At 60.2% G+C, this 11,741-nt stretch carries 13 protein-coding genes; 9 read left to right on the top strand and 4 right to left on the bottom strand.

Going from position 1 to position 11,741, the window contains the following annotated elements; translation table 11 throughout:
- Positions 1 to 44: 44 nt before the first annotated feature.
- The 5 genes from rbfA to HMPREF2565_RS03275 are packed head-to-tail and all read left to right on the top strand — an operon-like array spanning position 45 to position 4,283.
- Positions 45 to 488, top strand: a complete 444-nt coding sequence (gene rbfA, locus HMPREF2565_RS03255; protein WP_071406865.1) for a 30S ribosome-binding factor RbfA — start codon at positions 45 to 47, stop codon at positions 486 to 488.
- Complete coding sequence (locus tag HMPREF2565_RS03260) at positions 489 to 1,451, top strand: DHH family phosphoesterase (protein ID WP_046648081.1); 963 nt, start codon at positions 489 to 491, stop codon at positions 1,449 to 1,451.
- Positions 1,452 to 2,750 carry an MATE family efflux transporter gene (locus tag HMPREF2565_RS03265; RefSeq protein WP_046648083.1) on the top strand — a complete coding sequence of 433 codons (1,299 nt, stop codon included), beginning with the start codon at positions 1,452 to 1,454 and terminating at the stop codon, positions 2,748 to 2,750. It abuts the gene before it with no gap.
- 44 nt (positions 2,751 to 2,794) lie between these two features.
- Positions 2,795 to 3,616, top strand: a complete 822-nt coding sequence (locus tag HMPREF2565_RS03270) for a metallophosphoesterase family protein (protein WP_049155431.1) — start codon at positions 2,795 to 2,797, stop codon at positions 3,614 to 3,616.
- The gene (locus HMPREF2565_RS03275; RefSeq protein WP_046648085.1) at positions 3,609 to 4,283 is read left to right on the top strand and encodes a 4'-phosphopantetheinyl transferase family protein; all 675 of its coding nucleotides are present in this window, start codon (positions 3,609 to 3,611) and stop codon (positions 4,281 to 4,283) included. The genes HMPREF2565_RS03270 and HMPREF2565_RS03275 overlap by 8 nt, the downstream gene beginning before the upstream one ends.
- A gap of 9 nt (positions 4,284 to 4,292) precedes the next feature.
- Here HMPREF2565_RS03275 and truB read toward each other — a convergent pair whose 3' ends face one another.
- The gene (gene truB, locus HMPREF2565_RS03280; RefSeq protein ID WP_070547206.1) at positions 4,293 to 5,186 is read right to left on the bottom strand and encodes a tRNA pseudouridine(55) synthase TruB; all 894 of its coding nucleotides are present in this window, start codon (positions 5,184 to 5,186) and stop codon (positions 4,293 to 4,295) included.
- A 37-nt stretch (positions 5,187 to 5,223) separates the two neighbouring features.
- On the opposite strand from truB, the gene HMPREF2565_RS03285 reads away from it, so the two are divergent.
- The 4 genes from HMPREF2565_RS03285 to HMPREF2565_RS03300 all read left to right on the top strand — a co-directional run bounded on the left by HMPREF2565_RS03285 (position 5,224) and on the right by HMPREF2565_RS03300 (position 9,881).
- On the top strand, positions 5,224 to 6,204 hold the full coding sequence (locus HMPREF2565_RS03285; protein WP_070445677.1) for a bifunctional riboflavin kinase/FAD synthetase: 981 nt from the start codon (positions 5,224 to 5,226) through the stop codon (positions 6,202 to 6,204).
- Entirely contained in the window at positions 6,205 to 7,122 is a 918-nt protein-coding gene (locus tag HMPREF2565_RS03290) for a nucleoside hydrolase (protein ID WP_070547207.1), read from the top strand. It begins immediately after the preceding gene.
- Between the two features lie 78 nt (positions 7,123 to 7,200).
- On the top strand, positions 7,201 to 7,470 hold the full coding sequence (rpsO, locus tag HMPREF2565_RS03295; protein WP_010190317.1) for a 30S ribosomal protein S15: 270 nt from the start codon (positions 7,201 to 7,203) through the stop codon (positions 7,468 to 7,470).
- A gap of 140 nt (positions 7,471 to 7,610) precedes the next feature.
- A complete protein-coding gene (locus HMPREF2565_RS03300) occupies positions 7,611 to 9,881 on the top strand; it encodes a polyribonucleotide nucleotidyltransferase (protein ID WP_071406866.1) in 2,271 nt (756 codons plus the stop codon).
- Positions 9,882 to 9,994: 113 nt separating this feature from the next.
- On the opposite strand, the gene HMPREF2565_RS03305 is transcribed toward HMPREF2565_RS03300, so the two are convergent.
- The 3 genes from HMPREF2565_RS03305 to HMPREF2565_RS03315 all read right to left on the bottom strand — a co-directional run.
- Entirely contained in the window at positions 9,995 to 10,654 is a 660-nt protein-coding gene (locus tag HMPREF2565_RS03305) for an AMIN-like domain-containing (lipo)protein (RefSeq protein ID WP_070516267.1), read from the bottom strand.
- Between the two features lie 10 nt (positions 10,655 to 10,664).
- Positions 10,665 to 11,054: a VOC family protein gene (locus tag HMPREF2565_RS03310; RefSeq protein WP_070516268.1), complete on the bottom strand. Its 390-nt coding sequence runs from the start codon at positions 11,052 to 11,054 to the stop codon at positions 10,665 to 10,667.
- A gap of 227 nt (positions 11,055 to 11,281) precedes the next feature.
- On the bottom strand, positions 11,282 to 11,741 hold a 460-nt coding region (locus tag HMPREF2565_RS03315; protein ID WP_141745880.1), incomplete at its 5' end, for an HNH endonuclease signature motif containing protein.

Genomic DNA, 11,741 nt, shown 5'->3' on the forward strand with positions numbered 1-11,741 from the left:
ATCCTAGACTAGTTGCCAGTACCCGTACGCAAAGGAGCTTCACCATGGTTGATCACGCACGCGCCGCGCGCATGGCAAAGCGCATTCAGACAATCGTTGCCAGCGCTATTGAACGCCAGATTAAGGATCGTCGCCTTGAGCTTGTGACTATCACGGATGCCCGCGTTACGGGTGACCTGCACGATGCCACCGTGTACTACACGGTGCGCGGCGCGGATATCGAATCCGAGCCGGATTACGATCAGGCTGCCGAGGCTCTCACGCGAGCTAAGGGGCAGTTGCGCAAGATTGTGGGCGACGAACTGTCGGTTCGCTTTACACCGACGCTGTCCTTTGAACTTGACACTGTCCCCGAGGCGTCCGCTCACATGGAGGATTTGCTCGCCCGCGCCCGTGCCCGCGATGCGGAGTTGGCCAAGTTGAAGGAAGGCACGCAGCCGGCTGGTGATGCGAATCCGTACAAGACCTCGGATAAGGAAGAGGACTAAGTGTCACGAACCAACTACGAAGCCGCAGTTGATGCTCTGGTGCAGGCCAGCAGTATTTGCATTATCACGCACTTGCGCCCAGACGCCGATGCTGTCGGCTCTGCGGCGGCCCTCACCTTGGCGCTGCGCCAGCGCGGGAAGCAGACCCGCACCGTGATCGGGCAGCGCCGCGATATTTCCGCCAACCTATTCTCCATTCCTACCGTGGACGAGATTGAGTTGGTGGATGAGCTTCCGCAGGGCTACGACCTTTATGTCACTGTGGACTGTGGCTCGATAGAACGGACAGGTTCGGTAGCGCAGGGGCTCGAGAAAATGGCCGCCGTCGGCCGCGTCCTATGTATCGATCACCATGCTTCTAACGACGGCTTTGGTGCCATCAACGTGGTGGATCCAGTGTGTGAGTCCACCACGGTGGTTCTGCTCGATATCCTGGATAGGCTTTCCATCCAGATCGATCGCGTCATCGCGCACTGCCTGTACGCGGGCCTTGTTACCGATACCGGTAACTTCCGGTGGGGCCGCCCAGCGATGCATGATATCGCTGCGCGCCTGATGCTCTATGGGCTCGACACCAAGCAGATTGCGCTGGAACTCATGGACTCCAGCACGGCCGATGACCTGCAGATGATCGGACGTGTGCTCTCAGGCCTCAGAATTGAGGAAGCAGGGGAGCACCGCCTGGCGGTTCTCTTCGTGCCGCATGAGGAAGTCGCGTCTCATGCCGATTCCGCCATTGAGTCTTTTGTCGACTATGTCCGCGCATTGAAGGGCACTGACATTGGAGTGGTCTTCAAGGAACAGGCGCCCAATGTGTGGGCAGTATCTTTGCGTTCCTCTGCGGTCAACTGCGCCGAAGTGGCCCTCACCTTCGGCGGCGGTGGGCATGTTCCGGCTGCTGGCTATACCGCGCACGGAACGCCCGAGGAGGTTATCGCGCAGCTGGTAGGTGCGTTGTCCTAAATGGCTTCCGAGCAACCAGTCAAGGTTTCTGCCGCGGAGGTTTTCCGCCTCGCTGTGCCCGCTCTGGGCGTTCTCGCGGCGATGCCGCTTTATTTGCTCCTGGATACCGCGGTGGTGGGCCGGCTTGGAGCGGAGGATTTGGCCTCGCTGGGAGCTGCGGCCACGCTACATTCCGTGGTCACGACCCAGCTGACCTTCTTGTCTTATGGCACGACCGCGCGAGCCTCTCGTTTATTCGGTGCGGGTAAGCGGGAAGAGGCTGTGGCGGAGGGCGTGCAAGCAACGTGGGTTGCCGTGGGCGTGGGGTTGGTGCTCGCTATCATCATGTGGCTCTTTGCCGGCGTCTTTGCGCTGTGGTTGACTGGCAATCCAGATACGGCGCGGGGGACAGCACAGTGGCTGCGAATCGCGGCCGTCGCTATTCCTTTTACCCTCATCAACATGGCTGGCAACGGCTGGATGCGCGGTGTTCAAAACACCCGCAAGCCTCTCTACTTCACCCTTGCAGGTATGGTTCCTGGCGCCATCGCGGTGCCTATTTTCGTGCACTTCTGGGGTCTGCCGGGCTCAGCTCTGGCCACGGTGCTGGGCATGGGGATCATCGCGGCGTTCTTCGTGGCGGAGCTGCGCCGCGAGCATGCCGGTTCGTGGGAGGTCCGCTGGAGCGTTGTGCGTCGGCAGCTCGTGTTGGGGCGTGACCTCATCGTGCGTTCGTTGAGTTTCCAAGTGGCATTTTTGTCGGCGGCAGCGGTGGCCTCGCGTATCGGAACTGCCCAGTTGGCTGCGCATCAAATCATGATGCAGATGTGGAACTTCCTGTCCCTCGTTCTGGATTCCCTCGCTATCGCTGCCCAAGCATTGACCGGCGCGGCATTGGGGGCAGGGTCAGCGCGCTATGCCCGCACGGTGGGAACCAAGGTGACGCTCTACTCGACGTCTTTCTCCCTCGCGCTCGCAGCGGTACTAGGCCTCGGCGCCGGTGTCATTCCGCAGATTTTTACTACGAGCCCGGAGGTCCTCGAGGTCATTTCCGGCCCGTGGTGGGTTATGACTTTCCTCGTCATTATTGGCGGCGTCGTTTTCGCCCTAGACGGCGTTCTCCTAGGCGCTGGGGACGCAGCCTTCCTCCGCACGCTCACCCTCGCATCGGTGCTCTTGGGCTTCCTCCCCGGTGTCTGGTTGGCCCTGGTTTTCGGCACCGGCCTGACCGGGGTGTGGGGCGGAATCGCCGCGTTCATCCTCATCCGCATGGTGGGCGTGGTGTGGCGCTTCTACTCCATGCGGTGGGCGCAGGTCTAGCCCTGTGGTAAAAGTAGAGAGAATGTTTGTGTGAAGGAGGCGCTATGACCACGTTGTGGGCTGTCTCCGATCTCCACGCGGCGGTGCGAGTCAACGGGGACCGTATCGAGGAACTCGTTCCGCCGAATCCGAATGACTGGTTGATTGTGGCGGGCGATGTGGCCGAGCGCATTGACCTTGTCATCAACACCTTGGCGCGGCTGAAAAACCGCTACGCCACCGTGATCTGGGTGCCCGGCAATCACGAGCTCTTCTCCCGCGGCCAGGACGCGTATCAGGGACGTGAAAAATACGATCGGCTCGTGGAAGGCTGCCGGGAGATTGGCGTGGTTACCCCAGAAGACCCTTTCCCGGTTTTTGGAGGGGTTACTGTCGTCCCGCTTTTTACGCTGTATGACTACAGTTTTCGTCCGCCGGGAACGACGGTAGAGCAGGCGCTTGCGAGCGCGAAGCAGAAGCAGATCATCATGACTGATGAATTTGCTATCGCCCCGTTCGTCGATGTGCGCGCGTGGTGCTGGGACCGCTTGGCGTATTCCATCAAGCGCCTATCACGGGTTGAGGGCGAGACCGTCCTGATCAATCACTGGCCACTGGTGCAGGAGCCAACCTTGTACCTGCGCTGGCCCGAGGTGGCGTTGTGGTGTGGAACCCGCCACACGCGTTCCTGGCCGCGGCGCTACAACGCCAAGGCGGTCATCTACGGTCACCTCCATATGCCTAACCGAGCCAACATTGATGGAGTAGACCACATTGAGGTGTCTCTGGGCTATCCGCGTGAGTGGCAAGCGCACGGGCATCTCCAGCCGTGGCCATATCCGGTGCTGAGTATCGATGAGAAGACAGGGAGGGCAGAGCATGCTTGAGCCTTCCCTCTTCCCGGAGTCAGCGCGCTATTGCTATGTGCGTACAGACGAGTCGATGACCGATCTGCTCAATTACAACCACCTATCCCCGGAGGAGCGCTCCGTGGTCTCCCAAGCCGTGGACGTGCGTAAGTCCGAATTTGGGGATGCACGCTGGTGTGCCCACCAAGCCTTGAAGGAGCTCAACTACACCGACAATGAGCCGATTCTGCGCGGCGAGCGAGGCATGCCGCTGTGGCCGGAGGGCTATACCGGATCGATGACGCACACCGAAGGCCTGCGTGCAGCGGTAGCAGCGCCAACCACCCACGTGCGCTCGATGGGGCTGGATGCCGAACCCGCGGAGCCTTTGCCGGAGCATGTGCTGACGATGATCGCTCGGCCGGGGGAGATGCCGCAGCTGGCTCAGTTACAAGCGGCGGGTATTTCCTGCCCGGACCGCCTGTTGTTCTGTGCCAAGGAGGCCACCTACAAGACGTGGTTCCCCATGACCCGGCGGTGGCTTGATTTTGACCAAGCGGAAATTGACCTGCGCCTAGACGGAACGCTGGTCTCTTACCTCTTGGCACGGCCGACTCCAGTGCCGTTCATTACGGGGCACTGGATCATCCGGGATGGCTATGTCATCGTTTCTGCTGCCGTTCCAGCGCTCAACTTTGACAGGTAAACCGGGTCATTAAAGCGTCGAGGGCCGCGCGACGAAAACCGTGGTTAAGCGCTTTCCTTTTTCTTTGATCAAGGCGATCGACCGTCCCTGCGGATCGACGGCCGCGTAGGTGCCTTTCAACCCACGCGGCTCCAGCCACTTGCCCATAGCCAGGGCCTGGGCCTCATCATCGGTGACTTCTAAAACCGGATAGCTGCGAGCGAGAGCCTCATCGAGACTCAGGGACAGCGTCGGGGAGTCCTCGAGAGCAGAGAGGGGGAGGGCGTCGTCAAGCGTGAAAGGGCCCACCTCCGTGCGGCGCAAGGCGGTGAGATGCCCGCCGACGCCGAGGGCCTCACCCAGATCCCGAGCCAGCGAGCGGATGTAGGTTCCCGAAGAACACGCGACCGACACGTCCAAATCAATGAACTCGCCGCAGCGCCGCGTATCGAGGATATCGAAGCGGCTGACCGTCACTGGGCGCGCGGGGATCTCAACTTCTTCACCTGACCGCACCCTTTCATGCGCGCGCTTGCCATCCACTTTGATGGCGGAGACCGCTGCTGGGCGCTGCATAATATCGCCGGTCAAGGCAGCAATTTCTCGCGCAATGGCGGAATCCTCCACTGCGGTTGCCGGTTTGCCCCACGTTGCTTCCCCCTCCGCGTCGTCGGTGTGGGTTGCCATGCCAAGACGAATCGTTGCGTCATAGGCCTTGGTGGAGGCCACCATGTGGGCAAGAAACTTGGTGCCGCGCTCGATGCCTACGACGAGCACTCCAGTAGCCATCGGATCAAGCGTGCCTGCGTGCCCCACCTTGCGGGTGCGGAAGAAGCGGCGCAGTTTTCCCACGACGTCGTGCGAGGTCATGCCGGCGGGTTTGTCGACGACCACGAGGCCGGAACGTTCGAGCGGATCAGTCATGCCCTGCAGTCTAGGGCACCGGCCGCAGTGGGATAGCATGGTGCCCGTGGATATTTGGTACGGAATCGATAGCATCCCCACTGACCTTGGCCCGACCTCGGTGACAATTGGTGTCTTCGACGGCCTGCACCGCGGGCACCAACAGCTCGTGAGGAAGGCCGTTGAGCACGCGCACAGACATGGACAGCGCGCGGTCATGGTGACCTTCGATCCGCACCCAGTCTCCGTATTCTTGCCGGAGCGCGCTCCTCTCTCCGTGATCACTTTCGAGCGTCGCATGCAGCTGGCGGAAGAAATGGGCATCGAGGCCGTGCTCGTCATCGACTTCACCGAAGAACTCCGGGGCGTCGAGCCGCGCGACTATGTGACGGATCTCCTGGTGGAGCGTTTGCACACAGAGCACGTCGTGGTGGGGGAGAACTTCACCTTTGGCGCGGGCGCGTCCGGCACCGCGGAGGCGCTGGCGGAATTCGGCGCTGAGTTCGGCTTCGGCGTTGACATCGTGCCCTTGCTTGACGACGACGGCGAGCGCATCTGCTCCACCAACATTCGCGCCGCCCTTGCCAAGGGCGATATTGCGCGCGCCAATTGGGCGCTGGGGCGTCATTTCACGGTGACTGGGCCCGTTGTGCGTGGTGCAGGACGTGGTGGAAAGGAGCTTGGTTTCCCAACCGCTAACCAGTATTTCCCGGAATCCGTCGCCATTCCAGCCGATGGCGTCTACGCGGGCTGGTTCGTGGTTGAGCCCACCGGCGCCCCTCTGGAAGGTGACATGGAGCCCGGCATTCCTTATCCCGCAGCCATTTCGGTAGGCACCAACCCTACCTTTGGTGACGAGGAGCGTTCGGTGGAGTCCTTCGTGCTGGACCGCGACGCTGACCTTTACGGCCACGAAGCCACCGTGCATTTCGTCGACCATGTGCGTGACATGGAGAAATTCAATTCCGTGGAGGAGCTCCTGACAGCTATGGAACGTGACGTTGCCCGAGTTCGTGAAATTCTTGCCCGCGAGGTTTAAATGAAGATCATCCTCGACCTTGATACCGGAATTGATGACGCCCTTGCGCTCGCCTATGCCTTAGCGCACCCCGATCTCGAGCTGATCGGGGTTACGGGTACCTATGGAAACGTTCCGGTGGCGTTGGGCGTGCGTAACTCGCTGGCGTTGCTCGAGCTTCTCGACGCCGAGGATGTCCCCGTCTTCATCGGTCCGACGCGGCCGGGCTTTAGCGTTGCTCCCATTTCTGCTTTCATCCATGGCCGCAATGGCCTTGGGGAAGTACTTCTGCCTCCGCCGCGCCGCAAGGCATACGAGGACGCAGTGGGCTTTCTTATCCGTTCGGTCCGTGAGCATGGCGAGGATCTGGTTATCGTGCCGACGGGGCCGTCGACAAGCATTGCAGCCGCCATGCGCAAAGACCCGGACTTTGCCCGCAACGCCCGCATCGTGATGATGGGTGGGGCGCTGACCGTACCCGGGAACGTCACTCCTTATGCCGAGGCCAACGTTTTCCAAGATCCCCAAGCCACGGACTATGTATTCCGCCATGCTCAGGACCTCACGATGGTGGGGCTCGATGTCACGCTGCGCACGTTGCTCACCAGGGAGCACACGAAGCAATGGCGCGGTACACCCACTGGTCGTATCTACGCAGACATCGTGGACTACTACATTCGCGCCTACAAGACGACCTCTCCGCACCTTGGCGGTTGCGGGCTCCACGACCCTTTAGCGGTAGCTGTGGCTGCCGATCCCTCGCTGGTCACCTGCCTCGACCTCAATCTGCGGTGTGAGGATACTGGCCGCACAATCGGTGACCCGGAACGCTTGGATAACCCCACCACCCGTGTGGCCGTTGCGGTAGATGACGCGCGCTTTGTTGATGATTTGATGTCGAAGCTCGGCAGCCTCTATACTTCTACTTCGGCTTGCTGACTGCGGTCCACAGTAGTCACGGGCAGCGCCTCATGGCGCAACATTTCATGTGGACTGAAATACAATAGGAGATTTTCCATGGCTTTGAGCACCGAGAAGAAGGCTGAAATCCTCAAGGAGTACGGCCTGCACGAGACCGATACCGGTTCCCCGGAGGCACAGGTTGCGCTGCTGACTTCCCGCATCAACAACCTGACCGAGCACCTCAAGGATCACAAGCACGATCACCACTCCCGCCGTGGTCTGTTGCTGATGGTTGGTCGCCGTCGTGGCCTGCTGAAGTACCTGGCCGCTAACGACGTTGACCGTTACCGCGACCTGATTTCTCGCCTGGGTCTGCGCCGCTAAGCGCTTAACTTTTGGCCCCCGCACCTTGTGTGCGGGGGTTTTCTTGTCTCATCTGCTAAAATCCTTGGACGTTGTCAGAAAACATCGAAGAAGAGGCGGCACCGAAGATCGCCATGACAGCTCCAAGGAGAGTTTCATACATGAGCGCTAAGAACGCTAAGAAGCAACCAAACAATTCCGTCGAGTTCCTTATCGACGACGATTACGGAATCACCGAGGCCATCGCCACCCTGGATAACGGCGATTTCGGCACTCGCACCATTCGTTTTGAGACAGGCCAGCTGGCTCGCCAGGCGGGTGGATCCGTGACCACCTACTTGGACGAGGACACCATGCTGCTGTCTACGACCACCGCCTCCAACCAGCCGCGCGAAGGCTTCGACTTCTTCCCGCTCACCGTGGACGTCGAGGAGCGCATGTACGCCGCGGGTAAGATCCCGGGCTCCTTTTTCCGTCGTGAGGGACGCCCTTCCACCGAAGCTATCCTGGCCTGCCGCCTCATTGACCGTCCGCTGCGCCCAACCTTCGTGAAGGGCTTGCGCAACGAAGTCCAGGTCGTTGTCACGGTCCTTTCCATGGACCCGGAGGAGTACTACGACGTCGTTGCCATCAACGGTGCTTCCGCCGCCACCCAGCTTTCCGGTCTGCCGGTGTCCGGCCCGGTGGGCGGCGTGCGCATGGCACTGATTGCCGATGACAAGCACCCGAAGGGCCAGTGGGTGGCCTTCCCGAACAACGAGCAGCACGAGCGTGCTCTCTTCGAGATGGTCGTTGCCGGTCGCATCGTGAAGAAGGGCCGTAAGGACGACGTCGCCATCATGATGGTCGAGGCCGGCGCGGGTGTGAACGTAGCCGAGCGGATTAAGGACGGCGCTCCGGCTCCGCAGGAGTCCACCGTGGCTGAGGGGCTGGAGGCGGCGAAGCCTTTCATCAAGTCTCTGTGTGAAGCGCAGGCAGGTCTGGCGGAGCGTGCAGCCAAGGAGACGCAGGAGTTCCCGCTCTTCCCGCCCTACGGTGATGATGTTTATGCGGCCGTCGAAAAGGCAGCCGCCAAGAAGCTGGAGAAGCTCCTCACCATCCCGGGCAAGCAGGACCGCGATGACGCCACTAATGAGTTCATGGAGCAGGTCGAGGCTAAGCTCATCGACGATTTTGATGACCTCGATGAGGCCGATGCATCCAAGCAGATCCGCAACGCTTTCAACGCCGTGATGAAGGACATCGTGCGCGCCAAGATCCTCACTGAGGGCTTCCGTATCGATGGCCGTGGTGTGACCGATATCCGTGACCTCGGCGTAGAGGTTGACCTCATCCCGCGTGCTCACGGTTCCTCCCTGTTTGAGCGTGGTGAGACCCAGATCCTAGGCGTGACCACCCTGGACATGCTGAAGATGGAGCAGCAGATCGACTCCCTGACCCCAGTGGAGTCCAAGCGCTACATGCACCACTACAACTTCCCGCCGTACTCCACCGGTGAGACCGGTCGCGTAGGCTCCCCGAAGCGCCGCGAGATTGGTCACGGTGCGCTGGCTGAGCGCGCGCTGCTGCCGGTGATCCCCTCCCGTGAGGACTTCCCCTACGCCATTCGCCAGGTGTCTGAGGCCCTTGGTTCCAACGGTTCTACCTCCATGGGTTCCGTCTGTGCGTCCACCCTGTCCCTCTACAACGCGGGCGTTCCGTTGAAGGCCCCAGTGGCGGGTATCGCCATGGGTTTGGTTTCTGGTGAAGTTAACGGCAAGGAAAAGTTCGTGGCACTCACCGACATCCTCGGTGCTGAGGATGCCTTCGGCGATATGGACTTCAAGGTTGCCGGTACTTCCGAGTTCATCACCGCCCTGCAGCTGGACACCAAGCTGGATGGCATTCCATCGCACGTGCTTGCCGACGCCCTCGAACAGGCCCGCGACGCCCGTGCCGCCATCCTCGACACGATGTCTGAGGTCATCGAGGGGCCGGACGAGATGTCTGGCCTGGCTCCGCGCATTACCTCGGTGACTATCCCGGTGAACAAGATTGGTGAGCTCATTGGCCCGAAGGGCAAGACCATCAACGCCATCACCGAGGAAACTGGCGCCGATGTCTCCATCGAGGAAGACGGCACCGTCTACATTTCGGCCGCTACGGGTGAAGCCGCTGACGCTGCCATCGACCGCGTGAACAGCATTGCTAACCCACAGCTGCCGAAGGTGGGCGAGCGCTTCCTCGGCACCGTGGTGAAGACCGTGGCTTTCGGCGCCTTCGTTTCGTTGACCCCGGGTCGTGATGGCCTAGTGCACATCTCGAAGCTGGGTGGCGACGAGCGCATTGAAAAGGTCGAAGACGTCGTCAACGTTGGCGATAAGATTCAGGTGGAAATCGCCGACATCGATAACCGCGGCAAGATCTCCCTGGTCCCAGTCGAGGAGGATTAATCCCCAGACTAGCTAGGACTGTTAGGACCTCCTTGTTAGGACCTCCTAGAACAAGGGCCCTGTAACCCAGGAATTAGCTGGGGGCAGGGCCCTTATCGTTTCTGCACACGTTGTTAATCCTGGAAGTCGAGTACGAGCCGCTTAGGGTCCTCCAGGAAAGTCACCGAGTACGGCGTCTTCTTCTGTAGTCCAATGATCAATTGGGTTTGTGCCTCGAATGAGGTGGTGTATACGACCTCGCTCACCACACCGGTACCGGGAGTAGTTCCCGGCTTCATATACTTTTCTTCGAGCTCCGGTGTGGAAGGCCACGGGGTTCCCTCGATCCCCAGATTGAGAAAAGTGTTTCCCTCTACTTCGACTGGATAACCTGATGCCTGTTGACGAGGTTCATCGGTATAGGCGGTGAACCAGCCGGGCTCACCTTCACCTTCGAGATCAACCACCACCCGCGTGAAACCGTCGTGATCGCCTACGCGCACGCCCGTCGGAGTGAGACCGCCCAACTGATCCGGCATGTGGTGTTGGTCATCGAGCGCAGCCGTCCCCATCCCCGCAAAGGCCGCAACGTTTGCGCCCTGCTGTGAGGGAGCAGCCTGCGTGTCGCTGGGCGGCGGCTCCGGCGCATCGGTGGCGGCGGAGCTAGAAGGAAGTGCACTGAACTGCGGCGCTGGAGTCGTGTCTGACCCGCGCTCCGCGCACGCAGTTAGAGGCATCACGCATACGGCGCTAATGGCTGCGATGACGGCGACGGAAGATGGTGAGTGTGACATTCTTTATTCTCTATTTCTTGAGCTGTACCAGTTGGATGAGGTTTCCTACGGTGTCATCGAAGACGGCGATGGTGGAGGGGCCGACGTCGGTAGGCCCCATAGTGAACTGCACTCCCTTTTCAGTGAGCTCGCTATATTCTCTCTCCACGTCTGCAGATAGGAACTGGGTGACGGGAATACCATCAGCCTTGAGTGCTTCTGCGTAGTCCTTGGCCGCGGGGAGTGCCTTGGGCTCGAGCAGGAGCTCCATATCCCCTTGGCCTTCAGCGTTGGCGACCGTGAGCCATCGAAAGTCTCCGTGGGTTACGTCAGCCTTCACTCGAAATCCGAGCGTATTGACATAGAAGTCGTGAGCGCGGGCAACATCATCAACGGGCACTGAAGCAATGTAGATCTGCATTCACTCCATCCTAACCGGCATGACGAAGACCAGCCGGCCCCTTCGCCAGCAGTCGGGAGCCTCGGCTAGAGCCTGGCGGTGTAGCCGTCGTTTGATTCGACGGTGCTGGACTTTGGGCTGTGGCTTTGCTTCGTCGTTTTATCCGACGGTGTGTGTTCGCTGGTTCGTAGTTTTTCTCTTTTCCTTTCAGTTTCCTTGGGCGGGTTTCGTCGTTTGAAACGACGGGGTTAGAAGGGGATGTCGTCGGTGCCGGCATCAGCGTCGGTCTTGCTCTCATGCTTGGCTTCTGCTTTGGCTTGGGCTTGTTGTTGTGCGTAGTCGTCGAGTTCTTGTTTTAAGTGTTGGGCTTCCTCACGCACGCGTTTCCTGGTGGCGGTGATGTGTTGGGCTACGGTCTGTGCCCACCGCTTCTGCTTTGGTGCTAGCGGCCCGTCAGCTTCGGTAATAGTCCAAGTACCGTCTTCATATAGCCAGATGACATCCCCGCTATACGGGTCCAGCAGGTATTTGAGGCTGCCATCAGTTTTCATGTTGTGATGACCCTGGCATAAACACGCTAGGTTCTTCGGGTGGGTGGGCCCGCCTTCAGCCCAGTTATGCCGATGATCCAACTGGCTAAGGAAAGCTGGTTTGCCACAGCCGCCAACCCGGCAGGTACCGTCACGGCCTTCGACATGTTTGCGCATG

Origin of the sequence: Corynebacterium sp. HMSC072A04, assembly GCF_001809235.1 — a bacterium.
Taxonomy (GTDB): Bacteria; Actinomycetota; Actinomycetes; order Mycobacteriales; family Mycobacteriaceae; genus Corynebacterium; species Corynebacterium hiratae.